The sequence below is a fragment of the Methylobacterium sp. PvP105 genome (assembly GCF_017876975.1).
In the GTDB taxonomy this organism is placed as follows: Bacteria; Pseudomonadota; Alphaproteobacteria; order Rhizobiales; family Beijerinckiaceae; genus Methylobacterium; species Methylobacterium radiotolerans.
This window is the reverse complement of sequence record NZ_JAGIPA010000001.1, coordinates 561,981-585,731: the sequence shown is the minus strand read 5'-3', so window position 1 is coordinate 585,731 and position 23,751 is coordinate 561,981. Positions and strand designations below refer to the sequence as shown.

The following is a 23,751-nucleotide window of genomic DNA, read 5'->3' as shown; positions in this document are numbered from 1 at the left end:
TAAGGTTGTGTTGAGCGCGGCCGCCCATTGTCCGCCGGCCGGGGTCACTCACCGAAAGCCGCACATGACGAAGGATTCCGGCTGCCGCGCCTGTCGCGCCGGCACCAAGCTCGACTTCGACTTCACGATGGCGTTTCAGCCGATCCTCGACCTCGCGGACGGCAGCGTCTGGGCCTACGAGGCGCTGGTGCGCGGTCCGAACGGCGAGCCAGCCTACACGATCCTCGACCGGGTGACCGACGACACCCGCTACCAGTTCGATCAGGCCGCCCGCGTCAAGGCGATCGAACTCGCCGGCACCCTGTTCCCCCGCGACAGCGCCACGCGGCTGTCGATCAACTTCATGCCGAACGCGGTCTACGAGCCGAATGCCTGCATCCGCGCCTCGCTCGAGGCGGCCCGGCGCATCGATTTCGCCCACCGGCGCATCATGTTCGAGTTCACCGAGCAGGAGCGGTTCCGCGACCTCGAGCACGTGAAGGGCATCGTCGCCGCCTACCGGAAGCAGGGATTCCTGACGGCGCTCGACGATTTCGGCGCCGGCTTCGCGGGCTTGAGCCTGCTCGCCAACTTCCGCCCCGACCTGATCAAGATCGACATGGACGTGCTGCGCGGCCTCGACAGCGACGCCGGGCGCTACGCCATCGTCTCGGGCGTGGCCGCCATCGCCCGCGCCCTCGACGTCACGGTGCTCGCCGAGGGCGTGGAGACCGCCGGGGAGCTCGACGCCCTGCGAAACATCGGGATCACGCTCGTGCAGGGCTACCACTTCGCCAAGCCCCTCCTGGAGGGACTGCCCCCGGTCGCGGGCTTCGCCCCCGTGGCTGCCGCGCGCGCAGCCTGACGCCGGACCGACGCGCGCGGCCTTCATCGCCTACTTCGGAGCCGGGGTCGGCGCCGCGGCCGGCGGCACGGCCGGCACCGGCGGGGTGCCGGGCTTCGGCGCGTTGTCGGTCGCCGCGGCGACCGCCAGCATGTTGAGCAGCTTGGTGACGGAGTTCTGCGAGATCGCGGTCACCGACGAGTTCGGATCGGCGTTCATTGTCTGGAACTTGAGATAGGTCGGGTCCGAGTAGATCTCGTCGAGGTGCTTGAGCTCGGCGAGGCTGAACTTCTCGGCGTAGTCCTTCGAGAGTCCCTGCACCATGAGGGCGCGTTGCTTCTCGAACTCGTCCAGCAGTTCCTTGCGCACGGCCTCGGCGCGGGCCTCCGGCATCGGCGCCACGGTCTTCTCGAGGGCGACGTTGAACCCGGTCTGAAGGTTCTTGATCAGGGTCTTGTTGACGAGGTTCGTGGCCGCGGCGACGCGGTCCGCGGCGTCGTCGGCGCGGGCGGCCACCGGCAGGCTCAGGGTGACGCCCAGACAGAGCGTCGCAATCAGGCGGTTCAAGGGCTTGTCTCCCGTTGTTTTATCGTCCGGACCGCGAAAGGGCCGAGCGTCGCCCGCGCCTCTAGCAGCGTTCCCGGACTTTGGGGAGCGGCGCCGCGCCGCTCCCAGGCGCGCGGCGGTTCAAACCCGCTCGATGATGGTCGCGGTGCCCATGCCGGCGCCGATGCACAGCGTGACCAGCGCGCGCTCCTTACCGGTCCGCTCCAGCTCGTCGAGGGCGGTGCCGAGGATCATCGCGCCGGTGGCGCCCAGCGGGTGGCCGAGGGCGATGGCGCCTCCGTTCACGTTGACCGCCTCCGGGTCGAGGTCGAAGGCCTGGCAGAAGCGCAGGACCACCGCCGCGAAGGCCTCGTTGACCTCGAACAGGTCGATGTCCGCGAGGCTCAGGCCCGACTTCGCCAGCACCTTGCGGGTGACGTCCACCGGCCCGGTGAGCATCAGCGCCGGATCCGACCCGATATTGGCGAAGGCGCGGATCCGGCCGCGCGGGCGCAGGCCCGCGGCCTCGCCGGCTGCCCGGGAGCCGATAAGCACGGCGGCGGCGCCGTCGACGATGCCGGAGGAGTTGCCGGCGTGGTGGACGTGCTCGACCGTCTCGACGTCCGGATGCGCGTCGGTCGCCACGGCGTCGAAGCCGCCCATCTGGCCCATCTGCACGAAGGACGCCTTCAGCGCGGCGAGCGACTGCATGTCGGTGCCGGGGCGCATGTGCTCGTCGCGGTCGAGGAGCGTGATGCCGTTCACGTCGCGGACCGGAACCACGGAGCGGTCGAACAGGCCCTCGCCCCACGACTTCGCCGCGCGCTCCTGCGAGCGCACCGCGTAGGCGTCGCACTCGTCGCGGGTGAAGCCGTACTTGGTGGCGATCAGGTCGGCCGAGACGCCCTGCGGCATGAAGTAGGACTTGATGGCGATCGCCGGGTCGACCGGCCAGGCACCGCCCGAGGCGCCGATGCCGATGCGGCTCATCGATTCGACGCCGCCGCCCACCGCCATCTCGTGCTGGCCGCTCATGACCTGCGCGGCGGCGAAGTTCACCGCATCGAGGCCGGAGGCGCAGAAGCGGTTGATCTGCACGCCCGGCACGTGCGCCCCGTAATCGGCCACCAGGGCTGCGGCGCGGGCGATGTCGCCCCCCGCCTCCCCTACCGGATCGACGCAGCCCAGCACCACGTCGTCGACCAGGGCCGTGTCGAGGCCGTTGCGGTCCTTGAGGGCGCGGAGCGCGGTCTCGGCGAGTCGCAGGGCGGTGACTTCGTGGAGGGAGCCGTCCGCCTTGCCGCGCCCGCGCGGCGTGCGAACGTGGTCGTAGATGAAGGCGTCCGTCATCAGCACTCCCCCGGGGCGTCGGTCTTCGCCGGTCGGCGACGCGGCCTTACAGGGCCGTCTCGGTTCGCGCCAGTCTGCCACGGCGCGCGCGCCCTCGGCCAGCCCCGGAAGCGGGGAGCCGGCGAAGGGCGCGTGACAGCGGCGGAGTTTTGGCAGTGATCGTCCGGGACCGGCGCCGATCAGGCCGACGCTCGGACCGCTCCGGCGGCCATTCCGGGACGGACCCGATCCACTTTGAGCGGGTTGCTCCGGTGGATTGCCCGGTCTCGACTAGTCCTGAAGCATCCGCTTCAGCAGCTCGACTTCATCGCCGAGCACCGAATCTTCACCGATCTGCTTCTCGATCTTGCGCACGGCGTGGAGCACCGTGGTGTGATCGCGCCCTCCGAACCGGCGGCCGATCTCCGGCAGCGAGCGCAACGTCAGGACCTTGGACAGGTACATGGCGATCTGACGCGGCTTCACCACCGCGGCGGTGCGCCGTTCCGACAGGATGTCGGACCGCGAGACGTTGTAGCGCGAGGCGACCAGCTTCTGGATGTCCTCGATCTTGATCCGCTTCGGCTCGCGGTTCTTTACCAAGTCGCGGATCGCGCTCTCGGCCGTCTCCATCGTCACGGCGGTGCCGGTGAGCGTGGCGTGGGCCAGCAGGCGGTTCACGGCGCCCTCGAGGTCGCGGCCGTTGGCGGTGATCGCACGGGCCACGTAGGCCGCCACCTGCGGCGAGACGTCGAAGCCCGGATGGGACGCCCGCACCGCGGCGAGGCGGGCGGACAGGATCGAGACGCGCAGGGCCTCGTCGAGGGCCGTGATCTCGACCACGAGGCCGCCGCCGAGCCGCGAGCGCACCCGCTCGTCCAGGGCCTCGAGCTCGGTCGGGGGCCGGTCGGAGGCGACGACGACCTGACGTCCGGCATCGATGAGCGCGTTGATCGTGTGGCCGAACTCGGCCTGGATCGACTTGCCCTGGATGAACTGGACGTCGTCGAGGATCAGCAGGTCGATGCCCCGCAACCGCTCCTTGTAGGCGAGCGCCGACTGGGTCTTCAGGGCGTTGACGAAGCCGTACATGAACCGGTCGGCGGTCAGGTAGATCACCCGGCGCCCGGCCTCGCGGGCAGCGTGGCCGATCCCGTGCAGCAGGTGGGTCTTGCCCAGCCCGACGCCCGCGTGGAGGTAGAGCGGGTTGTAGAGCGCGCCCTCCCCCTGGTGATTGGCGACCCGCTCGGCGGCGGCGTGCGCCAGCGCGTTCGAGCGTCCGATCACGAAGCTCGCGAAGGTCAGCCGCGCGTCGAGCGGCGTGCCGCTGAGATCGCCCCCGGCCTCGCCGCCGCGCGCCTCGGGCGTCGGCGCGACCGCGGCGACCGGGATCGGCGCGCTGGTCGCGTGGAGGCGGGCGAGCGGTCCGCTGGCCGGGCCGGCCTTGGCGACCCCGGCGGCGACCGGACGGACCGGCGCCCCGGTCCCGCGCACGCCGACCTCGATCCGCGCGATCTCCTCGACCTCGGCCTTGAAGGTGTTGAGCACGCGGTCGAGGTAGTGCGACTCGATCCAGCTCTTGAGGAAGCGGGTCGGGACCGTCAGACGGGCCGTTCCGCCGGCCACGGTCTCCAGCTCCAGGCGGGCGAACCAGCTCGCGAACACGTCCTCGCCGAGCTCGGCCCGCAGCCGGCGCTTCACCCGGGCCCAGGCAGACCCGTAATCCGTGTTGCCGCCACCGTTGCGGCCCCCGTCGTCGTCGCTCGCCACCGTTCCGTCGACACGCATCACTGGCTCTCCCGACGCTGCCCACGGAGACCCGCAGGCGGCGCGTACGCACGATTTACGCCCTCAGCGTCCCGCAAGAACGGGCGGGACAGAGTCCTCTCAACGGAGTCAACCCCACCGCGAGGAACTTTTGCCGATTGGGAGAGCCTATCAACAATTACCTACGGTTCCTTTAACAGTGGGACTTGTGGGGACGGCGCGGATTCCCATTCGCAAGTGTTCCCGCCCGGGCTGAACACGGCCGCTAGAGTCTTGGCGAATCAGTTCGATTCGCTGGAGTCCCGAAATCGGCGTGTTTTGCTTGTCCAGGGTCAGTTTCTGTTAAGCTACACGCCGTTTCTGGACTCTGCAATCACGTTGATTCTTGGACAGGGTTAACGCTTTCGTGCCGGGACGAGGCGGCGGCGCGCGGCTCGCCCGGACAGCGCGCACGAAAAAGCCCGGCGCGAAGGCCGGGCTCGAGACCGTCTCGGTGGTGCGTGGCGGTTTAGGCGGCGAGCGCCTTCACGCGGGCGGCGAGGCGCGAGACCTTCCGCGAAGCGTTGTTCTTGTGAACGATGCCGTGCTGGGCGGCGCGCATCATCTCGGGCTCGGCGGCGCGGAGGGCGGCCAGCGCGTCCTGCTGGTTGCCGCTGGCGATGGCCTCCTCGACCTTGCGGACGAAGGTCCGCATGCGCGAGCGGCGCGAGCGGTTGATCGCCGTACGCTTGGCGATCTTGCGGGTCATCTTCTTGGCCGAAGCGGTGTTGGCCATGTACGTCCTCGTGTTTCTCGTCGGGCGATGCCGACGGGCCGGCTGGGCCGGAAATCGGTCGTCGCGTCAGGTTGTCTGGCGATGGCCGAGACGCAGCGCGCGCGAAAGCGCGGCCCCTCGGCGAAGCGGCTTCTATAGTCAGGGGGGCGCCGCGCGTCAACGCGCTCGGAGGCAAATCCGGAGCGCGGGCTTCGGCCTCGGCCCGGGAGCCGGGAAGCATTCGGCAGGCTTCAGCGAAGACGTCCGGCCGCGCGAGGCAGCATCGCCGGGACGATGACGAGCGCTGGCCGCTTCATGCAAGAGAGCGTCGGCTATTCCGGCCAGCGCAGAGCCGCCGCCGCCGCCAGCGTCCCGACCACGGCGGCGATCAGCGTCAGCGCCGCCAGCACCGCCAGCGGCACGAGGAACGGCACCGTCCCGCCGCTCGCCGCCTGCGCGGCCGAGACGCCGAAGATCAGCGTCGGGATCATCAGCGGCAGGACCAGCACGGCGAGGATCAGGCCGCCCCGGCGAATCGAGGCGGTGAGCGCCGCGCCCACCGCGCCGATGAAGCTCAGGGCCGGCGTGCCGGCCAGAAGCGTCAGGGACGTCGCGCCCATGGCGGTGCCGTCGAGGGCCACCAGCAGGCCGAAGAGCGGCGCGGCCAGCGCCAGCGGCAGTCCGGTTGTCAGCCAGTGCGCCGCGACCTTGCCGAGCACCACCAGTTCGAGGGGCACCGGTGCCGCGGTCATCAGGTCGAGGGAGCCATCCTCCTCGTCGGCCTGGAACAGGCGGTCGAGGCCGATCAGCGTCGCCAGCACGGCGGCGAGCCAGAGGATCGCCGGGCCGATCCGCGACAGCAGATTGAGATCGGGCCCGAGGGCGAAGGGCACGAGCGCGACGATCATCAGGAAGAAGACCAGCGACAGGGCGCCGGACCCGCCGACCCGGCCGGCGAGGCGCAGGTCGCGGGCGATGAGGGCGAGGACCGCGCGAATCACGCCCACTCCTCCAGAAGGTCCGCGACCGGTGCCGCGGCGGCGGTCTCGATGCGCAGTTCCGCAGCGCCGGCGAGGCCGAGGGACTGGTGGGTGGCGGCGATCACGAGGCCGCCGCCGGCCCGATGGCCCTCCATCAGCTCGGCGAGCACCGCCTGCGAGGCCGTGTCGAGGGCGGCGGTGGGCTCGTCCAGGAGCCAGAGCGGGCGGGCGCAGACCAGCAGCCGCGCCAGGGCCACGCGCCGCCGCTGACCCGCCGACAGATAGGCCACCGGCAGGTCGTGCGCGTGGCCGAGGCCGAGCCGCTCCAGCGCGGCGCGCGGGTCCAGACGCGGCGCGCCCAGGAGCCGCTGGGCGAACAGGAGGTTCTCGCCCGCCGTGAGAGAGCTCTTCAGCCCGTCGCGGTGGCCGACGGCGTGGAGGCACTCGGGCAGACTCGCCTCGCCGACATCGGCGACGTCGATCCGCCCGGCATCCGCCCGCAGTCGGCCCGAGAGGATGGCGAGGAGGCTCGACTTGCCCGCGCCGTTCCGCCCGGTGATCGCGAGGGCGTCGCCGGGTCCGAGGGCGAAGGACAGGTTGGCGAAGATGCGGCGGCCGGAGCGGCGGCAGGCCAGATTGTCCACGCTGAGCCGCACCCGATACCCCGCCCTCGTTCCGCCACCGCGCGGCCGCTCCGCGAATCGCCGACTCCATGCCCGATCGCGGCGCGGAACGGAACTGCACGGCTCAGCTGCGCTTTCGTTCTGCAACGGAGGATTGCCGATGGCCGAGGCGAGGAACCCGAGCGAGACCGAGGTGGCCGCGACAGCCGACGCGGTGGCCGGACGCGCCAAGGTCGAGGCGCGCATGGCGCAGTGCACGCCCGAGGAGCGGACGGCGTTCTGGGAGGCGGTCGGCCGCTGCTTCGGCGGCGGCAAGCCGCCGGAGATGAAGCCGGCCTCCGGCTGATCAGCCGCCCTTCCGCGTCAGGGCCCGCAGCGCCCCGCGGAACGTCCGCACGTCCTGCTCGGTCAGGCTCATGCGGTGGAGCATGTCGCGCATGTTGCGGGCGATGATCTCCTTTTTCTCCGGCGGGTAGAAGCCAGCCCCGTCGAGCGCCGACTCCAGGCTGCCGAAGAGCGCGATCAGCGCCTCGCGGTTCGCTGGCGGCGAGAGCAGTTCGCCCGTGAAGGGCAGCTGCGCCCGCCCGCTCGCCTGCCGCCACGCGTAGCCGACCAGCAGGACGGCCTGCGCGAGGTTGAGCGAGGGAAAGTCTGGGGAGACCGGGAAGGTGACGATCGCGTCGGCGAGCGACACCTCGTCGTTGGTGAGCCCGACCCGCTCGCGGCCGAACATCACCGCGGTGCGCTGCCCCTCCCGGGCCACGAGCTCGCCCATGGCCTCCTCGGGCGCGAAGACACGCTTCATCTGCCCGCGCTCGCGCGCCGTGGTCGCCAGGACGTACTGGCAGTCGGCGATGGCCTCGGCCACGCTGCCGTAGATCGCGGCCGCGTCCAGGACGTGCGTCGCGCCCGAGGCCGCCTCTCGGACGCCCTTCTTGGGCCAGCCGTTCTTCGGGTTGACGAGGCGCAGCTCCGACAGGCCGAAATTCGCCATGGCCCGGGCGGTCATGCCGATATTCTCGGCGAGCTGCGGCTCCACCAGGATCACCGCGGGGGCGATCCCGGGCGGCAGTTCGGTGACCTTCCTGGGGGCAACCTCGGGGGCGTCGCCCTGTGCGTCTCGGCTCGTCATGGCGGCCGTCTGGCACGGCGAGCCCGCGCCCGTCGAGGGGCGAGTGACGATGCCGCCCGGATGACAGCGCGCGCCTTCCGTCGCCGGAAGGGCCGCGCTATGTCGCGGGGCGATTCCGGCCCGGGGCGCCCCACAGGTCTCCCGGGACAACGACCGCACGGCCCTTGCATGCCGTGCGCGGGGACAACGCGGGAAGGCAGCGGTCCATGGCGAAGATCAAGGTAGCGAACCCCGTCGTCGAGCTCGACGGCGACGAGATGACCCGGATCATCTGGGCCGAGATCAAGAACAAGCTCATCCACCCCTATCTCGACGTCGACCTCGAGTACTACGACCTCGGCGTCGAGCACCGGGACGCCACCAACGACAAGGTGACGGTGGACGCCGCCGAGGCGATCAAGCGCCACGGCGTCGGCGTGAAGTGCGCCACCATCACCCCCGACGAGCAGCGGGTGCAGGAATTCGGTCTCAAGGAGATGTGGCGCTCGCCCAACGGCACGATCCGCAACATCCTGGGCGGCGTGATCTTCCGGGAGCCGATCATCTGCAAGAACGTGCCCCGCCTCGTGCCCGGCTGGACCCAGCCCTTCGTGATCGGCCGCCACGCCTACGGCGACCAGTACCGCGCCACGGACTTCAAGGTGCCCGGCAAGGGACGCCTGACCATCAAGTTCGAGGGCGATGACGGCACGGTCATCGAGAAGGAGGTGTTCAAGTTCCCCGAGGCCGGCGTCGCCATGTCGATGTACAACCTCGACCAGTCGATCATCGACTTCGCCCGCGCCTCGATGAACTACGGCCTCGCGCGCAAGTACCCGGTCTACCTGTCGACCAAGAACACCATCCTCAAGGCCTATGACGGCCGCTTCAAGGACCTGTTCCAGAAGGTCTACGAGGACGAGTTCGAGGCCAAGTTCAAGGCGCTCGGTATCACCTACGAGCACCGTCTGATCGACGACATGGTGGCCTCGTGCCTGAAGTGGTCGGGCGGCTACGTCTGGGCCTGCAAGAACTACGACGGCGACGTGCAGTCGGACACGGCCGCGCAGGGCTTCGGCTCGCTCGGCCTGATGACCTCGGTGCTGATGACGCCGGACGGCCGGACCGTGGAGGCCGAGGCCGCCCACGGCACCGTCACCCGCCACTACCGCGAGCACCAGAAGGGCCGCGAGACGTCGACCAACTCGATCGCGTCGATCTTCGCCTGGACCCGGGGCCTGTCGCACCGCGCCAAGCTCGACGGCAACGACGATCTGGCGAAGTTCTCCGCCACCCTGGAGAAGGTCTGCGTCGACACGGTCGAGGCCGGCTACATGACCAAGGATCTCGCCCTCCTCGTCGGGCCGGACCAGAAGTGGCTCTCGACCACCGGCTTCCTCGACAAGGTCGATCAGAACCTGAAAACCGCGATGGGCGTCTGAGGCATTAGCCACAACGTGGAGAGCGGCGGGCGTCCTACGGGACGCCCGCCGTTCCCGTATCCGCCTGCCGCCGGCGCCTCAGGCGCCGCTCGCGCGGTCCTGCGGTCCATTCTGGGCCAGGGCCCGGGCGACCTCGAGGAGCAGGAGATCGATGGCGGCCCGCATCAGCGGATCGCCGACCGTGTCGATGAGTTCGCGAACCCGCAGGCACTGCGCGGCGAGCGCGTCCAGCGCGGTATCCTTGCTGTCGAAGATCATGGTCAGGCCACCAGGTAAGCGGGTTCGGAGACGAGGACCGAGCGGCTGTCGCCGCGGACCGCGCGGAGCTTGGCCAGGGTGCGGGCGTCGAACCGGGCGGTCGCCGCCATGATCTCCTCGCCGGCGATCTGGACCGGCAGGCCGAGCGGCTGCGGGCGGAAATGCAGCTGGATGACGTGGATCATGTAGAGGGTTGGCATCTGCAGCAGCAGGCTGTGGACCCCGTGGGCGAGGCCCCACTCGACGATCCCGGTGAGCAGGGCGATCGAGACCGGATTGACGACGCGGCCCTTCGCCCGGTGCGAGCGGGCGACGCCCTGGCGGGTCCATTCCCAGATCTGCGGTCCGACCGGCCGCTCGCCCTCGCAGAGCTGTGGGAGCACGTCCGACAGGAGATGCGGGCGCGTGGTCGGCAGGAGTCGGCTGTAGCCGACGACAGTGTCGTCCTCCATAGCGAGGAAGTGGACCGCGTGCGGCGTGTCGAACTGGTCGATCTCGCGGCCGTCCGGACGGGCCAGCTCGCTCCAACCCTTCTCGCCGACGAAGATGGCGTGGCGCAGGCGCCAAGCCTGCTCCATCGCGTCGGCATAGCGATCCGCGTTGGCGGGTGTGACGATATGGATCACGGGAAAACCTCACGTTGGTCTGACGCGAGTTTTCGTCGTTTCACCGAGGGCTGTGTACTACGAGAAACCGTAGGGTCTGTGAGCCCGCCCTGCTGTGGCACCAAGGACTTGCTGCCATCCGGAACACGTCCGCCCGTGTTAGCCGAGACGGGCGCGGATCGGGTGGCGTGGTCTCTAGGTTATCAGACCGGACCGCAGCGCCTGCGCCACGGTGTGGGCGCGGTTGACGGTGTCGAGCTTCGCGCGGGCCGAGCGCAGATGGTAGTCGACGCCGGCGGCCGTGATGCCCATGACCATGCCGATCTCGACGTCGGTCTTGCCCTCCGCCGCCCACTGCAGGGCTTCGCGCTCCCGCGGCGAGAGGCGCGCCGGCGCCGGGGCGGCCGGCCGGCTGTTCATCAGCAGCAGTTGACCGACCGCGTAGGTCGCCACGAGGTTGACCGCGACGCGCTCGGCCGGATCGATCTCGATCCGCTCCCCCGAGACGCTGATCCCGCCCGGCTCGCCGTCGAGGGTCACGAACGGAACCGTGATGCCCGCGCGGATGCCGAATTCACCGGCCTCGTTCATGACGCGCCCGGCCGTCGGGGTATCCGGCAGCACGGCGCTCCAGTCGAAGGGCGTCGCCGTGGTGCACAGCCGCCGGACCGTGGGATCGTGAAGCGCGTAGCCCTGCGTCACGTACCGGCGGGCCCAGCCCTCCGGCATGGTGCTGGCGAGCACGAACCCGGCGTGCCGCCGCTTCGGCAGGCCGGGGTCCGGGACGATCCCGGCCATGATGTACGAGACTCCGTAGCGGCTGAACGCCTCGACCAGGAGCCGCGCGATCTCGTCGGGCGTGGCCGCACGTTCCAGGTCGCGCAACACGCTGAAGGTCCTGTCCAGGTGCTTAGAATGCGGCATGCCCTAACTCGAAATTGATGCACGCACTGCGACAAATGATGAGTCGAACGCAACCTGAGGATGGCATCGTCGCCCCTGAAAGGCTAGGCTGTCCGCGGAAAGCTCTGCCGTTCAAATCGGTCCAGCGGGCGGAGTGCGAGTTTCAACGGTATGACAGACGATGCGACCCCGCCGACGACACGCTGGCTACTGGAACGGATCGCAGCCACGCTGAACGTCTGTCCGACCTACTTTCTGCAGCCGGACCGGCCGGACGAGACCGCGGCGGATCAGGACGCGCGGGACTGCGCGGAAGTCGCCGCGCTGTTCCGTTCGATCAAGTCGCCGGCGCGCCGCAACGCCGTCCTGAACCTCCTGCGCGAGATGAGCCGCGAGACCTGACGGCGCTCGCCGCGCGGCTGCCGGTTCGCGCGACCCGTCAGGCCGCCACGAGGAGCGCGGCCCCGGCGACGCCCGAGAGAACCAGGCGCAGGCGACCGAGCCAGAGGGGCGCGAGCCCGCGGCGGGGCAGATCCTGATCGATGAGGCCCCAGGCGAGCACGAGTCCGCCGAGGATGCGCAGGTCCCACGGCGCGGGCGCGGCCATCGCGGCCCAGGCCACCAGGGACGGCACGATGGCCACGAGATAATCGCCGTTGCCGGCGTTGCGCGCCGCGGCTGCGCCCCAACGGATCCCGCCCAGGAACGAGGCGATCACCGCGCCGTAGGCCGACAGGATGGTGCGGGGCGACAGGCCGATGCTGCTCAGGCCGCCGTCGGTGCCCGACACCGCCAGGGCCGCGAAGCCCAGGAACGGGATGAGCCCGGCGACACCGAGGACGATGGCGCCGAGCGGGACAGAGTTCCGGTGCGCCATCCATCCTCCGGGCATCGGCAAGGGTTGGCGACCCGTGCGATCCGACCCCCGGTCCGACGCCGCCCTGCCGCAGCGTTCCCGCATCGCGGCGTGGCGGTCAAGGTCGGAGCCGCGGCCGAGCCCCGCGCCGAGACCGGCCTCAGCTCCGACGCGGCGGGGCCGTGAACGGAACGGCGCCGGGCATCGGCGCGCCGAGCAGGGACATCGGCGCGCTGGCCGGCAGCTTCGGCGCGGGCGGCTCGTTGACCGCCGCGTCGATCTTTCGCGGCTTGAAGTTCGCCGCGAGGCTCTTGGCGCTGGCGAGATCGGCAGGGCTCAGCTTGTTGGCCACGTCGTCGCGCTTCTTGCCGGCATCGTCGTCACCCTGGCTCGCGGCGGCGGAGAACCACGCGTAGGACTGGATCAGGTCCTGCGTCAGGCCGAGGCCGCGCGCGTAGAGGACGCCGAGATTGTACTGGCTGTCGCGGACACCGAACTCGGCGCCCTGGCGGAACCACGAGGCCGCGGAGGCGAAGTCCGGCTTACCGTTGGCGGCCGGGTTCTCGGCGTAGAGCACCGCCAGATTGTGCATGGAGCGGGCGTGGCCCTGCTCGGCCGCGCGGCCGTACCAGAGCTTCGCCTTGTCGAGGTCGCGAACGACGCCCGAGCCCTTCTCGTAATGTCCCGCGAGCTTGTACTGGGCGGGCGCGTAACCGGCCGAGGCCAACTTCTCGTAGAGCTTGGCGGCGATCGACAGGTCGCGCGGCATGCCACGGCCGTCGGCCTCGCGGGTGGCGAGGTCCCAGATCGCCGCGCCGTCGCCGTCGAGGGCGGCGAGCTTCACCTTGGCCAGCGCCGGCGGAAGGTTGCCGAGTTCGGCCTGCAGGGTGTTCATCCCGGAGACTTGCGGCACCGCCGACTTGGCGTTGGGCCGGGCTTCCGCGGGAACGGGGCTGGGCAAGGCCTGGGTCGTCGTGGGATCGGCCGGGGCCGGCTTCGCTTCCGCGCTCTCCTTGACCGCATCCTTGGACACGTCCGGAGCGTCTCTCTGGACAGTCGCCGCATCCCCGCGGGACGGCGCCACCTGGCTCGTCGGAGCCGCGGGCCGCGGCTCGTCCGCGCCGCGCATGGTGATCGCCTGGAGCGCCCCCAGGGCCAGCACGATGGCGGCGAGGCCGAGCAGCAGCGGTCGGCGCCGGCGGTCGATCTCGGCGCGCAGGCGGCCGAGGCGTCCGGTCGCGGCACCCTGGAGGGCCGCCACCCGGTCGCCCCTGGCTTCCCGGCGCTCGGCCGGTGCCTCGGCGGCCAGCTCCGCCTGCGCGGCCTGAGCCGCGCGGCGCGCCGCGGCGATGAAGCTGGTCTTGATGTCGGTCTCGGACTTGGCATCGGCCGCGGACCGCGCGGCGGCGACGTCGCCGAGACGCTCCTGCGCGGGCCGGCGGGCGGACGGCTCGCGGGCCGAGCGCGGCTCGCGCGGCGGCCGGCCGCTTCCGGGCTCCAGCAGGTCGTCGGCGAGGCGGGATGCCTCGGCACCGTCGCGCCGCGGCTTGGGGCGCGCCTCGACGGGCGCGAGCGCCACCTCGGGGCTCGTCGACGACATCAGTCGCTCGTCGAGGGACGGAGCCCGCGCCGGGACGGCCTCGGCGGGGCCGAGCCGGACCAGGAGTCGCTCCAGGGCCGACTGCACACCCTCCAGGGTGGCGCCGAGGCGCTGATCGGAGGCAACCTGCCGGGCCTGCATGTCCGCGAGGCTGGCGCGCAGGAGGCCGATCTCCCCGGACTCGGCCGTGCCGAGGCCGGACGTCTGGAGGGTCTGAGCGACCGCGTTGCGGGCGGCCCGCTCCACCACAGCCTCGCTCGGTGCCGTTTCCCGGAGCGCCGTCACCTGCCGCAGCAGGTCGCCCATGGTGCGCTCCAGCCCGGCCAGCGCCGGATCGGCGCTGTGCGGCGCGTCGAGGCGACCGGCCAGGGAGACCACCTGCCGCTCCAGGGCGTCGAGGCCCTCCTGCTCGGAGCGGGTGCCGACCTGATCGACCTTCTCGGCGAGGCTGCGCAGCATGGCGTGGATGGAGGCCATGTCGCCCGAGCGGGCGACACTCGCCTCGCCGGCGCGCTCGGACCAGTCGTCCCGCGCGCAGAGCACGTCGACCTTCTCGGCGAGCGCCTGGATCTGCTCCGCCAATGCCACAGGCGCGGCGATCTTCACGTCGCTGCGGATCTCCTCCAGGAGCGGACGCAGATCCGGAGCGGCGGCCGTCCGCTGCAGCTGGGCGATCTGCGCGCTCACCGCCTGCAGGCTCTGCGCGAGGCCCTGGATTCGCTCCGGACCGGCGAGCGCGCCGATCTGGCGGCGGATCTCCTCGAGTTCGGCGAACAGGCCCGCGAGCGTGTGGTCATCCGGGCCGGCGGCGCCGGTCGCGGCCGCGGTGTCGAGGCGCTCGGCGAGGCGCCGGACATCCTCCGCGACGCGGCTGTGAACGTTCTCGGCCACCTCCTCGGCGAGGCGCTCGACCTGAGCCCGGACCTGCTCGATCGGCACCGCGATGGCGGTGAGATCGGTCCCCGCCTGGGCGCGCTCGATGCCGCTCGCGAGAGTGACGACGGCCTGCTCGAGGGCGCCGATATCCCGGCTCGTCGCCAACTGGTTGATCGCCTCCCGCAGGCGCGTGGTCTCCTCCTGGAGCTCGAGCAGCGCGGTCGACGGGGCGACGCCCTCCTCGATCCGCGCCTCCAGCCGGCGGGCGAGGTCCAGACGCATGCTGGCGACAACGCCACCATCGGCCGGAGCGGCGGCCGGCGCCGCCTCGGCGCTCTGCGCCAGTTCGCGCTGCCGCTGGCGGATGTCCTGGACGGCGCTGCGGATGTCGGCGGCGGCGGGGCGCGGGCGACGGCCGGGCTGGCGGGTCGCGGCGACCTGCTCGCCGAGCTGGGACATGCGGCGCTCGATGTCGCCGAGCCGCTCGGTCACCTGCTGGACGGGCGCCGCCTTCAGGGCGCGCTCGATGCGCGACTCGATCTCCGCGAGGCGCCGCGCCTCGGCCTCCTGGGCGGCGCGCCGCTCGTAGTCGAGGGCGCGGTCGAGGCCGTCGAGGCGGTCCATCAGAGCGGCGATGCCGTCGCCGTAGCCGTCGGCGCCCTGCGCCGTGCCGTGAGGCCGGTGATCGGGCGAGGCCGGCGGCGGGGATCGCTCGACCGACGCCTCGGGCCGGCTCCCGCCGAGGGCGAGCTGCTCGGCGCGGTGACGCCGCCGGTGCCGGCGATTGCCCTGGCCGGCCGATTGCTGCTGCGGCACCACCGACGCGATCCAGGTCTCGAGCGGCACGCCCGCCCGCGCCGCCACGTCGCGGGCCGCGTCGAGCACCTCGGGATCGAAACTGTCGAGCTGCGGCATCGCGTTGCGGGTCATCGGTGGCCTGTCGTCGGCAGCGTTCGGCGTCCGTTTCCTCGGCGCAGAGCGGGACCGGAATTCGGTATCCACGGACGCACGCGTCGGATCGTTCGAGCGTGACCATTAACTTTCTTGGTAAACACGAAGTTAAGGTTTGCTGGGCCCGGTAATGGCTGCGACCAACCCGCTGCGAGGAACGGCCGCGCGTGTCGCGCGATGGGCGGGCGGAGCCGTTGCTCCGCGGGCAGCGTGGCGTTTACATGCGGCCAACGCGGCGGGCCGTTCCGACAGGCCCGCACCAGACGGGGGAAGCCAGAGATGCCGCAGTATCGCGCTCCGGTCGAGGATACGCTGTTCTTGCTCACCGACGTCCTCGGCTTCCACGCCCGGGACAACTTGGCGGGCTTCGCCGACGCCTCGCCCGACGTGGTCGAGGCCGTCCTGCGCGAGGGCGCGAAGCTCGCCGAGGAGGTGCTCGCCCCGCTCAACCGCACGGGCGACGTCGAGGGCTGTCGCCGCGAGGCCGACGGCACGGTGCGCACGCCGAGCGGATTCAAGGCCGCCTACGACACATACGCCAGCGGCGGCTGGATGGGCCTGTCGGTGCCCGAGGCCTATGGCGGCCAGGGGCTGCCCCACACCCTCAACACGGCGATCCAGGAATTCGCCTCGGGCGCGAACCTCGCCTTCGGCATGTATCCCGGCCTGACGCAGGGCGCGATGGCGGCCCTGCTGGTCCACGGCTCGGAGGAGCAGAAGGCGCTGTACCTGCCCAAGATGGTCGAGGGCGCGTGGACCGGCACCATGAACCTGACCGAGCCGCATTGCGGCACGGATCTCGGCCTGCTCAAGACCAAGGCCGTGCCGAACGGCGACGGCTCCTACAGCATCACCGGCACCAAGATCTTCATCTCGGCCGGCGAGCACGATCTCGCCGAGAACATCGTGCACCTCGTCATCGCCCGGATCGAGGGGGCGCCCGCCGGCACCAAGGGCATCTCGCTCTTCGTGGTGCCGAAATTCCTCGTGAACGCCGACGGGTCCCTCGGGGCGCGCAACGGCGTGTCCTGCGGTTCCCTCGAGCACAAGATGGGCATCCACGGCAACGCCACCTGCGTGATGAACTATGACGGGGCGACGGGCTGGCTCGTGGGCCAGGAGAATCGCGGCCTCAACGCCATGTTCGTGATGATGAACGAGGCGCGGCTCGCCGTCGGCGTCCAGGGCCTCGGCCAGTCCGAAGTCGCCTACCAGAACGCGGCCGCCTACGCGAAGGACCGGCTGCAGGGCCGGGCTCTGACCGGCGCCAAGGCGCCCGAGAAGGCCGCCGACCCGATCATCGTCCACCCCGACGTGCGCCGCACGCTGATGCAGATCCGCGCCTTCAACGAGGCGGCCCGGGCCCTCATGCTCTGGACCGCGCTCCAGGCCGACATCCTGCACCGCTCCGAGGACGCCAAGGAGCGGCAGGCCGCCGACGACCACCTCGGCCTGATGACCCCGGTGGTGAAGGGCGTGTTCACCGATCGCGGCTTCGCCAACGCGGTCGAGGCCCAGCAGCTCCTCGGCGGCCACGGCTACATCGAGGAATGGGGCATGTCGCAGTTCGTGCGCGACGCCCGCATCGCCATGATCTACGAGGGCGCCAACGGCATCCAGGCCATGGACCTGATCGGCCGCAAGCTGCCGAAGGACGGCGGCCGGGCGATGATGACCTTCCTGGGCGAGGTTCAGACCTTCCTGAAGGACCACGGCGAGGATCCCGCCATGGCGCCGTTCACCAAGCCGCTCCAGGCCGGGCTGAACGACCTCCAGGGCGCCGTGATGTGGCTGATGCAGAACGCGTTCAGCAAGCCCGACAATGCCGGGGCCGGCGCCACCGACTTCATGCACCTCTTCGGCCTCGTGGCCCTGGGCTACATGTGGGCGCGGATCGCCAAGGCAGCCCAGGCCAAGCACGCGGAGGCACCCTCCCCGCGCTGGGAGTCGAAGCTGACGAGCGGCCGGTTCTTCATGGAGCGGATGCTTCCTGAGACCGCCCTGCGTCTCGGCCGGATCAAGGCCGGTGCGGACAGCACCATGGCGCTGGAGGCGGAGGCCTTCTGAGCCTCGCCGGCCGTCGCGCCACACGCGACGGCCGGCGAGGCGGCGTCAGCTTCGTTCCGCCGGCACCGTCGTCGCCCGCGCAGCGAACATCGCGCACGCCGCGAAACCCGGGCGGCGGGCGACGTCGAGCCCGGACGCGCCGCCGCGGTCGCCTCGCGGCGATCGCCGGTCTCGGCGCGGCCGGGCCGTCCGGCGTCGGCTCGTCAGCCCCCGAGAGCGGCGTCGAGATCGTCGATCAGGTCGGCCGGATCCTCCAGGCCGATCGACAGCCGCACCACGTCGGGTCCCGCGCCCGCGGCGGTCTTCTGCGCGTCGGTGAGCTGGCGGTGGGTCGTCGAGGCCGGGTGGATGATCAGCGAGCGGGTGTCGCCGATATTGGCGAGGTGCGAGAACAGCTGGAGACTCGACACGAGCTTGACGCCCGCGTCGTAGCCGCCCTTCAGCCCGAAGGTGAAGACGGCGCCGGCGCCGTTCGGCGTGTAGCGCCGCGCGAGCTGATGGTAGCGGTCGGTCTCCAGGCCGGGATAGCTCACCCACGACACCGCCGGATGCGTCGACAGGTGCTTGGCTACCGTCAGCGCGTTGTCGGAGTGCCGCTGCATGCGCAGCGGCAGCGTCTCGATGCCGTTCAGGATCAGGAAGGCGTTGAACGGCGACAGCGCCGGCCCGAGATCGCGCAGGCCCAGCACACGGCAGGCGATGGCGAAGCCGAAATTGCCGAAGGTCTCGGCCAGCACCATGCCGGAATATTCCGGCCGCGGCTGGCTCATCATCGGGTAGCGCGCGTCACCGGCCCACTGGAACGTGCCGCCGTCGACGATCAGGCCGCCGATCGAGTTGCCGTGGCCGCCGAGGAACTTGGTGGCCGAGTGCACCACGATGTCGGCGCCGTGCTCGAAGGGTCGGATCAGGTACGGCGTCGCCATGGTGTTGTCGACGACGAGCGGGATGTTGTGCCTCTTGGCGATCTGCGAGAGCGCCGCGAGGTCGGTGATGACGCCGCCGGGATTGGCGATCGATTCGCAGAAGATCGCCTTGGTGCGCGGCGTGATCGCCGCCTCGAAGGAGGCGGGGTCGTCGTTGTCGGCCCAGGCCACCGACCAGCCGAAGTTCTTGTACGAGTGGTTGAACTGGTTGATCGAGCCGCCGTACAGCTTGTTCGAGGCCACGAACTCGTCGCCCGGCTGCATCAGGGCGTGCATGGTCAGAAACTCGGCCGCGTGGCCGGAGGCGACCGCCAGGGCGGCGGTCCCGCCCTCCAACGCCGCGATGCGCTCCTCCAGCACGGCGTTCGTCGGGTTGGTGATCCGCGTGTAGATGTTGCCGAAGGCCTGAAGACCGAACAGCGACGCGGCGTGGTCGACGTCGTCGAACACGAAGCTGGTGGTCTGGTAGATCGGCGTGGCCCGTGCGCCGGTGGCCGCGTCGGGGGCGGCACCCGCGTGGATCGCCAGCGTGTTAAAGCCGGGCAGGCGGTCGGACATCGTCGGGTCTCCTCAGAGCACCCGAGCCTGTACGCCCGCCCGGGTTTGCGGCGCAAGACTCGCCCGCGGCCGCGCGTGCCGCAATCCCTAGGCGTCCGGCCGATGGCCGATATCGATATGCGGCTGACCCGCATCGACCAGGGCGCGGTCCACGGCCTCGATGGCGAGCAGGGTCCGGGTCAGGTCCTCCGCCATGGAGATCGGCGCCAGGTCGAGGCCGCCCAGGCGCCGCGCGATGGCGTTCCGCTGGCGGGTCAGAGCGGCGCGCGCCCGGTTCAGATCCTCGATCTCGTCGGCGGTCATCCGCGCTCCATCTCGTCAGGGGTCCCGTGCCGTGCTCAGGCGCCCGGCGTCCAGTCGATGTTCGGCCGCTGGGCCAACATGCGCTCGAAGTAGTTGGCGACGGCCTGCGCTCCGTCCGTGTGCATCATCGCGACGGGATGCGCGAGATAGGCGCGGGCGAGATCGACGGGGATCCGGCCAGCCTGGAGCGCGCTCAGCACCTCGTCGATGAAGGCGTCGTTGGCCTCGTTGAAGTCGTTCGACAGCTTCTTGCGGTCGTTGAGGGCCTTGATCGGCATGCAGCATCCTTGTCGCTCGGCGCCGGGGCCACGCCCGGCCGGAAGGCTCGGCCCGAACCGGGCCGCGGCGGGAAAGGTCCCGGCCACAGAGCCCGACAAACAGGCCCGATCCGCGTGCGCGGCCACACCGCTCGGTAACCGTCCACACGCGAGGTGTGGAGCGGAGTCGCGCCCTCGGGCGTTTATCGCGCATGACGACCGAAATCACGCGCTCTCACACCGTCGAGATCGTTCCGTGCGTGGACGATCCCCGCTGTTTCCGTTGGGTCATCCGGAGCCGCGGCGGCGCCGTGGTCGAATACTCGCCCTACGCGTTCGTAACGCAGAACGGGGCCCGGATATCCGGTGAATGCTGGATGCGCGAGCATTTCGCCGACGGCCAGCCGGCCTAGGCGCAAATCCGGCTCGCGACACACAGCCCTTGCCGCGTATCTCTCGGCGCGGCTCCCAAGGGGTGCCCCGCCCGGCGCGGCGGCCGGCTTGCCGCGCGCCGTCCTCCGATCCGGACGCAGAATACAACCTCGTCGATGCTCAAGACCCGTAAGGCATCGGTTAAGCATTGTTTCGTCGCGCGCGTTCCTTTGTCAGAACTTTAATCACGGCCACCCAGTATCGCACCGTTTCTGTTTCGGACCAGGGTGCGAACGATGTTGAGCGGCGACGGAACGGTCCGGCACGACGATGCCGCGTCGCATATGGGCGCCGTGACGTCCATCGAGGGATCGAAGGTCCATCTGGAACTCACCGTTCTGAACGGGCGGCCGCGGGTGCGCGTCACCGTCGGCAACCTGGTCCGGATCCGGGCCGGCGACGCTGTCCTCGTCGGCATCGTCACCACGCTCTCCTCGGGCAGCGAGCGCGGCCATCGGCCGGGTGCCTACGCGAGCCTCGACCTGCTCGGCGAGATCGTCGCGGGACGCGACGCGCGCCGCTTCAGCCGCGGCGTGACCTGCTACCCCGCGATCGGCGACACCGTCGAACTCCTGTCCGCCGCCGACCTCCGGATCGTCCACCAGGTTTCTGCGACCAACACGGCAGCCGTCGGCGCGCTCTATCAGGACCCCGACACCCCGGCCTGCATCAAGATCGACGACCTGCTCTCCAAGCACTTCGCGGTGCTCGGCGCCACCGGCGTCGGCAAGTCCAGCGGCGTGACGGTCATCCTGGACGAGGTGATGCGGGCGCGGCCAGCCGTGCGCGTCTTCCTGCTGGACGTGCACAACGAGTACGCTGCCAGCTTCGGCGACCGCGCGAGCGTCATCAGCCCGCGGACCCTCAAGCTGCCGTTCTGGCTGTTCAACCTGGAGGAAATCGCCGACGTCATCTACGGCGGACGTCCGGCCGTGGACGAGGAGATCGAGATCCTGGCCGAGGTGATCCCCCTCGCGAAGAGCAAGTACGGGCAGTACAAGGAGGCGAGCGACCGCCAGATCGTCAAGCGGTCGTTCGGCAAGGGCGCCGGCTACACGGTCGACACGCCCGTCCCGTACATGCTGCAGGACCTGCTCGCGCTCATCGACGAGCGGATGGGGCGGCTCGAGAACCGCGTCTCCCGGATGCACTATCACCGGCTGATCAGCCGGATCGAGGCGATCCGGAACGATCCCCGGCACGGCTTCATGTTCGACAACGCCAATGTCGGCGGCGACATGATGGGCGAGATCCTGGCGCACCTGTTCCGGCTCGATCCCGACGGGCGGCCGATGACGATCATGCAGCTCGCCGGCTTGCCGATGGAGGTCGTGGACGCCGTCGTGTGCGTCCTGTGCCGCCTCGCCTTCGAGTTCGGCATCTGGAGTGAGGGCGCCGTCCCGCTGCTGTTCGTCTGCGAGGAGGCCCACCGCTTCGCCTCGGCCGACCGCTCGGTCGGCTTCACGCCGACGCGTCGCGCCCTGGCACGGATCGCCCGCGAGGGCCGCAAACACGGCGTCCATCTCGGCCTCGTCACCCAGCGCCCGGCCGAGCTCGACGCGACGATCATGTCGCAGTGCAGCACCCTGTTCGCCATGCGGATGACCAACGCGCGCGACCAGGCGTTCCTGGCCGCCGCGGTGTCGGACGCCACCAACCTGCTCACCTTCGTCCCGTCTCTGGGCACCGGCGAGGTCATCGCCTTCGGCGAGGGGGTCCCGATTCCGGCCCGCATGACCTTCCGGCCGCTGCCGTCGGCGCGTCACCCGCGCAACGACGCGAGCGGCCGCGCCGCCGAGGACGGCGCCACCGTCGCCGGCGCGGCCTTCGTCGGCGCCGTGGTCGAGCGCTGGCGGGGCGCCACCATGAACAAGCTCGCCGGACACGATGCGGATCCCGGCGCGGCGGCGCGCCTCGGTCGCGAGACGGGCCCGGACGGCGCCCAGGGCGCCGCCCTCGAGCAGATGCACCGCCGGCTGCTCCGTCGCCCCCCCGAGACCGGCGATCAGGCCCCGACCGGCGGCCAGGCCGGCGCCCAGCCCGCCAAGTCCCTGTGGCAGCAGGGCGGGGCATGAGCGAGCCCGATTTTCCGGAGCGTCAGACCCTGCTCGAGGCTGCCATCCAGGCGCTTCCGGTCGGCGTCGTGGTCCGTGATGGCCAGGGTCACTGCATCCTGGCCAACGCCGCCGCGCGCGCCCTCGGGGACAGGGCCGTCGCGGCGCTGCCCGCCGCGCCGTGTGACGCCCGGGATACCGCGGCCGTCGAGGCCGTCGACGACCGGATGTTCGAGGTGCGGACGCGGCCGGTCGCCGGGGGCCGGGACGCCTTCACGCTCACGACCCTGACCGACGTCACGCACCATCACCGGATCCAGCGTGAGCTGATCACCAAGGCCTTCATCGACGCCCTCACCGGCCTGCCCAACCGGACGATGTTCGAGCAGAGCATCGCGGATGTCCTGGCAGGATCGGCGCCGGGGGACCGGTTCGCCCTGGCGTTCATCGATCTCGACAACTTCAAGCACATCAACGACTACTACAGCCACGCCGCGGGCGACGCCCTGCTGCGCAAGATGTCCGACCGGATCGGCGGCGCCCTGCGCCCGAGCGACCTCCTGGCCCGGATCGGCGGCGACGAGTTCGTGCTCCTGCTCGCCCCGATCACCGATCGGGACGAGGCGCTGTCCGCCGTGCGCGCCATCTCGGAGCGCCTGAAGCAGCCGTTCTTCATCGACGGGCACGAGATCTTCGCCTCCGCCTCCATCGGACTCAGCCTCTTCCCGGAGCACGGCGACAGCTACGAGACCCTCGCCCGGCAGGCCGACAACGCGATGTACCGGGTGAAGGGCGAGTTGAAGGGCGGCGTCAGCCTCTTCGACGACGCGATGAGCCAGGCCGCCACGGCCCGCATGGCCGTGGAGCAGCGCCTCCGACTGGCGATCCGCGACCGCTGCTTCTGCTGCGCCTTCCAGCCGAAGGTCGACATGCGCTCCCACGCGGTCACGGGCGTCGAGGTGCTGCTGCGCTGGCGCGACGAGCTCGGCATGATCCAGGCCCCGGGCGACTTCATCGCCCTGGCCATCGAGCTGGGGCTGATCAACGAGATTACCCTCCAGCTCCTCTCCGAGACCGTTCAGGCGATGCCCGACATCGACGAGGTGTTCGGACCCGACGTCACCGTGAGCCTCAACATCGCCGCCAAGCAGGCCTGCGACGTGCCGTTCATGACCGCCTTCTGCGCCTCGCTGGGCGAGACCGGCCTCGCGGAGCGCTTCGTCCTCGAACTGACAGAGGAGGCCTTCTTCACGACAGGCCGCTTCCAGAGCGAGGTTCTGCCGAAGATCCGGGCGATCGGCGCGCGGGTCTCGATCGACGATTTCGGCGTCGGCTACTCGTCCCTCGCGGCCCTGGCCGACATCACCGCGGACGAGCTCAAGATCGATCGCTCGTTCATCACCGACATCGATAAGCGACCGCGCAGCCAGATCGTCCTGAAGGCGATCGAGTCGCTCGGCGCGGCCCTCGGCATGACGGTCGTCGCCGAGGGCGTCGAGACCTTCGAGGAAGTCGCCTACCTGCTCGGCGCGACGCAGATCCGCTGCGCCCAGGGCTACTACTTCGCCCGCCCGCTCCTGCTCGACCAGATCCGGCAGGCCCAGCCGCCGCGCGTGTCCGGGACGCGCGGCCCCGCCACGCGCAGCCGCGCCTCGGACCTGCGCGCACCCGGCCTGATGCGGCGCGCCTGACTTCCGCCCCGCGGCGCGACTGCCGACAGCCTCCGACCG

Annotated in this window: 23 protein-coding genes; 8 read left to right on the top strand and 15 right to left on the bottom strand. The window is 70.8% G+C overall.

Translation table 11 applies throughout. From position 1 onward, the window contains the following. Positions 1–64: 64 nt before the first annotated feature. Positions 65–844 (top strand): EAL domain-containing protein, encoded by a 780-nt coding sequence (locus tag J3A75_RS02820; protein WP_059408993.1) that lies wholly within the window; start codon positions 65–67, stop codon positions 842–844. A gap of 30 nt (positions 845–874) precedes the next feature. Here J3A75_RS02820 and J3A75_RS02815 read toward each other — a convergent pair whose 3' ends face one another. The 6 genes from J3A75_RS02815 to ccmA form a co-directional block, all read right to left on the bottom strand. Beyond that, positions 875–1,390 carry a hypothetical protein gene (locus J3A75_RS02815; RefSeq protein ID WP_053620406.1) on the bottom strand — a complete coding sequence of 172 codons (516 nt, stop codon included), beginning with the start codon at positions 1,388–1,390 and terminating at the stop codon, positions 875–877. A 120-nt stretch (positions 1,391–1,510) separates the two neighbouring features. After that, entirely contained in the window at positions 1,511–2,719 is a 1,209-nt protein-coding gene (locus J3A75_RS02810) for an acetyl-CoA C-acetyltransferase (protein ID WP_024827925.1), read from the bottom strand. Positions 2,720–2,989: 270 nt separating this feature from the next. Then, positions 2,990–4,486, bottom strand: coding sequence for a chromosomal replication initiator protein DnaA (dnaA, locus tag J3A75_RS02805; protein WP_024827926.1), 1,497 nt, complete (start codon positions 4,484–4,486; stop codon positions 2,990–2,992). A gap of 487 nt (positions 4,487–4,973) precedes the next feature. Continuing rightward, positions 4,974–5,240, bottom strand: coding sequence for a 30S ribosomal protein S20 (gene rpsT, locus J3A75_RS02800; RefSeq protein ID WP_012317029.1), 267 nt, complete (start codon positions 5,238–5,240; stop codon positions 4,974–4,976). 311 nt (positions 5,241–5,551) lie between these two features. Continuing rightward, a complete protein-coding gene (ccmB, locus tag J3A75_RS02795) occupies positions 5,552–6,220 on the bottom strand; it encodes a heme exporter protein CcmB (RefSeq protein ID WP_012322650.1) in 669 nt (222 codons plus the stop codon). Next, positions 6,217–6,855 (bottom strand): heme ABC exporter ATP-binding protein CcmA, encoded by a 639-nt coding sequence (gene ccmA / locus J3A75_RS02790; RefSeq protein WP_012322649.1) that lies wholly within the window; start codon positions 6,853–6,855, stop codon positions 6,217–6,219. Before ccmA ends, ccmB begins: the two co-directional genes overlap by 4 nt. Positions 6,856–6,982: 127 nt before the next feature. Between ccmA and J3A75_RS02785 the strand changes: the two genes are divergently transcribed. Continuing rightward, positions 6,983–7,168 (top strand): hypothetical protein, encoded by a 186-nt coding sequence (locus J3A75_RS02785; RefSeq protein WP_053620404.1) that lies wholly within the window; start codon positions 6,983–6,985, stop codon positions 7,166–7,168. Here the strand turns inward: J3A75_RS02785 and J3A75_RS02780 are convergent, their stop codons facing one another. Continuing rightward, entirely contained in the window at positions 7,169–7,954 is a 786-nt protein-coding gene (locus J3A75_RS02780) for an RNA methyltransferase (protein ID WP_043072874.1), read from the bottom strand. It abuts the gene before it with no gap. Between the two features lie 206 nt (positions 7,955–8,160). Here J3A75_RS02780 and J3A75_RS02775 point away from each other — a divergent pair, with 206 nt between their 5' ends. Beyond that, positions 8,161–9,375, top strand: a complete 1,215-nt coding sequence (locus tag J3A75_RS02775) for an NADP-dependent isocitrate dehydrogenase (RefSeq protein ID WP_012322646.1) — start codon at positions 8,161–8,163, stop codon at positions 9,373–9,375. Between the two features lie 78 nt (positions 9,376–9,453). On the opposite strand, the gene J3A75_RS02770 is transcribed toward J3A75_RS02775, so the two are convergent. The 3 genes from J3A75_RS02770 to J3A75_RS02760 all read right to left on the bottom strand — a co-directional run bounded on the left by J3A75_RS02770 (position 9,454) and on the right by J3A75_RS02760 (position 11,126). After that, positions 9,454–9,633 carry a hypothetical protein gene (locus J3A75_RS02770; protein ID WP_012322645.1) on the bottom strand — a complete coding sequence of 60 codons (180 nt, stop codon included), beginning with the start codon at positions 9,631–9,633 and terminating at the stop codon, positions 9,454–9,456. Positions 9,634–9,635: 2 nt separating this feature from the next. Continuing rightward, positions 9,636–10,259, bottom strand: coding sequence for an acyl-homoserine-lactone synthase (locus J3A75_RS02765; protein WP_012322644.1), 624 nt, complete (start codon positions 10,257–10,259; stop codon positions 9,636–9,638). A 174-nt stretch (positions 10,260–10,433) separates the two neighbouring features. Continuing rightward, positions 10,434–11,126, bottom strand: a complete 693-nt coding sequence (locus J3A75_RS02760; RefSeq protein WP_245295872.1) for a LuxR family transcriptional regulator — start codon at positions 11,124–11,126, stop codon at positions 10,434–10,436. A gap of 186 nt (positions 11,127–11,312) precedes the next feature. Between J3A75_RS02760 and J3A75_RS02755 the strand changes: the two genes are divergently transcribed. Beyond that, the gene (locus tag J3A75_RS02755) at positions 11,313–11,543 is read left to right on the top strand and encodes a hypothetical protein (RefSeq protein WP_012322642.1); all 231 of its coding nucleotides are present in this window, start codon (positions 11,313–11,315) and stop codon (positions 11,541–11,543) included. A gap of 37 nt (positions 11,544–11,580) precedes the next feature. Here J3A75_RS02755 and J3A75_RS02750 read toward each other — a convergent pair whose 3' ends face one another. Together J3A75_RS02750 and J3A75_RS02745 are read right to left on the bottom strand one after the other, a co-directional pair. Further along, positions 11,581–12,018 carry a DUF3429 domain-containing protein gene (locus tag J3A75_RS02750; RefSeq protein ID WP_012322641.1) on the bottom strand — a complete coding sequence of 146 codons (438 nt, stop codon included), beginning with the start codon at positions 12,016–12,018 and terminating at the stop codon, positions 11,581–11,583. Between the two features lie 139 nt (positions 12,019–12,157). Further along, the gene (locus J3A75_RS02745) at positions 12,158–15,403 is read right to left on the bottom strand and encodes an SEL1-like repeat protein (RefSeq protein WP_209649674.1); all 3,246 of its coding nucleotides are present in this window, start codon (positions 15,401–15,403) and stop codon (positions 12,158–12,160) included. Between the two features lie 300 nt (positions 15,404–15,703). Here J3A75_RS02745 and J3A75_RS02740 point away from each other — a divergent pair, with 300 nt between their 5' ends. Then, positions 15,704–17,491, top strand: a complete 1,788-nt coding sequence (locus J3A75_RS02740) for an acyl-CoA dehydrogenase C-terminal domain-containing protein (RefSeq protein ID WP_024827931.1) — start codon at positions 15,704–15,706, stop codon at positions 17,489–17,491. A gap of 203 nt (positions 17,492–17,694) precedes the next feature. Here J3A75_RS02740 and J3A75_RS02735 read toward each other — a convergent pair whose 3' ends face one another. From J3A75_RS02735 to J3A75_RS02725, 3 genes are all read right to left on the bottom strand, one after another. After that, entirely contained in the window at positions 17,695–18,975 is a 1,281-nt protein-coding gene (locus tag J3A75_RS02735; protein WP_012322638.1) for an O-acetylhomoserine aminocarboxypropyltransferase, read from the bottom strand. 87 nt (positions 18,976–19,062) lie between these two features. Next, positions 19,063–19,278, bottom strand: a complete 216-nt coding sequence (locus tag J3A75_RS02730; RefSeq protein WP_012322637.1) for a hypothetical protein — start codon at positions 19,276–19,278, stop codon at positions 19,063–19,065. 35 nt (positions 19,279–19,313) lie between these two features. Then, positions 19,314–19,556, bottom strand: coding sequence for a hypothetical protein (locus J3A75_RS02725; RefSeq protein WP_029361116.1), 243 nt, complete (start codon positions 19,554–19,556; stop codon positions 19,314–19,316). Positions 19,557–19,747: 191 nt separating this feature from the next. Here J3A75_RS02725 and J3A75_RS02720 point away from each other — a divergent pair, with 191 nt between their 5' ends. From J3A75_RS02720 to J3A75_RS02710, 3 genes are all read left to right on the top strand, one after another. Continuing rightward, positions 19,748–19,948 carry a hypothetical protein gene (locus tag J3A75_RS02720; RefSeq protein ID WP_070998226.1) on the top strand — a complete coding sequence of 67 codons (201 nt, stop codon included), beginning with the start codon at positions 19,748–19,750 and terminating at the stop codon, positions 19,946–19,948. A 255-nt stretch (positions 19,949–20,203) separates the two neighbouring features. Continuing rightward, positions 20,204–22,042 carry an ATP-binding protein gene (locus J3A75_RS02715; RefSeq protein WP_029361117.1) on the top strand — a complete coding sequence of 613 codons (1,839 nt, stop codon included), beginning with the start codon at positions 20,204–20,206 and terminating at the stop codon, positions 22,040–22,042. After that, positions 22,039–23,712: a putative bifunctional diguanylate cyclase/phosphodiesterase gene (locus J3A75_RS02710; protein ID WP_070998225.1), complete on the top strand. Its 1,674-nt coding sequence runs from the start codon at positions 22,039–22,041 to the stop codon at positions 23,710–23,712. Before J3A75_RS02715 ends, J3A75_RS02710 begins: the two co-directional genes overlap by 4 nt. Positions 23,713–23,751 lie beyond the last annotated feature (39 nt).

Bases quoted from the DNA above. Each gene is read 5' to 3' on its own strand.
- J3A75_RS02735 (WP_012322638.1), bottom strand. From the start codon at position 18,975: ATGTCCGACCGCCTGCCCGGCTTTAACACGCTGGCGATCCACGCGGGT.
- J3A75_RS02710 (WP_070998225.1), top strand. From the start codon at position 22,039: ATGAGCGAGCCCGATTTTCCGGAGCGTCAGACCCTGCTCGAGGCTGCC.
- J3A75_RS02725 (WP_029361116.1), bottom strand. From the start codon at position 19,556: ATGCCGATCAAGGCCCTCAACGACCGCAAGAAGCTGTCGAACGACTTC.
- J3A75_RS02775 (WP_012322646.1), top strand. From the start codon at position 8,161: ATGGCGAAGATCAAGGTAGCGAACCCCGTCGTCGAGCTCGACGGCGAC.
- J3A75_RS02785 (WP_053620404.1), top strand. From the start codon at position 6,983: ATGGCCGAGGCGAGGAACCCGAGCGAGACCGAGGTGGCCGCGACAGCC.
- J3A75_RS02715 (WP_029361117.1), top strand. From the start codon at position 20,204: ATGTTGAGCGGCGACGGAACGGTCCGGCACGACGATGCCGCGTCGCAT.
- J3A75_RS02755 (WP_012322642.1), top strand. From the start codon at position 11,313: ATGACAGACGATGCGACCCCGCCGACGACACGCTGGCTACTGGAACGG.
- J3A75_RS02730 (WP_012322637.1), bottom strand. From the start codon at position 19,278: ATGACCGCCGACGAGATCGAGGATCTGAACCGGGCGCGCGCCGCTCTG.
- J3A75_RS02780 (WP_043072874.1), bottom strand. From the start codon at position 7,954: ATGACGAGCCGAGACGCACAGGGCGACGCCCCCGAGGTTGCCCCCAGG.
- J3A75_RS02750 (WP_012322641.1), bottom strand. From the start codon at position 12,018: ATGGCGCACCGGAACTCTGTCCCGCTCGGCGCCATCGTCCTCGGTGTC.
- J3A75_RS02720 (WP_070998226.1), top strand. From the start codon at position 19,748: ATGACGACCGAAATCACGCGCTCTCACACCGTCGAGATCGTTCCGTGC.
- J3A75_RS02810 (WP_024827925.1), bottom strand. From the start codon at position 2,719: ATGACGGACGCCTTCATCTACGACCACGTTCGCACGCCGCGCGGGCGC.
- J3A75_RS02820 (WP_059408993.1), top strand. From the start codon at position 65: ATGACGAAGGATTCCGGCTGCCGCGCCTGTCGCGCCGGCACCAAGCTC.
- J3A75_RS02740 (WP_024827931.1), top strand. From the start codon at position 15,704: ATGCCGCAGTATCGCGCTCCGGTCGAGGATACGCTGTTCTTGCTCACC.
- rpsT (WP_012317029.1), bottom strand. From the start codon at position 5,240: ATGGCCAACACCGCTTCGGCCAAGAAGATGACCCGCAAGATCGCCAAG.
- dnaA (WP_024827926.1), bottom strand. From the start codon at position 4,486: ATGCGTGTCGACGGAACGGTGGCGAGCGACGACGACGGGGGCCGCAAC.
- J3A75_RS02745 (WP_209649674.1), bottom strand. From the start codon at position 15,403: ATGACCCGCAACGCGATGCCGCAGCTCGACAGTTTCGATCCCGAGGTG.
- J3A75_RS02770 (WP_012322645.1), bottom strand. From the start codon at position 9,633: ATGATCTTCGACAGCAAGGATACCGCGCTGGACGCGCTCGCCGCGCAG.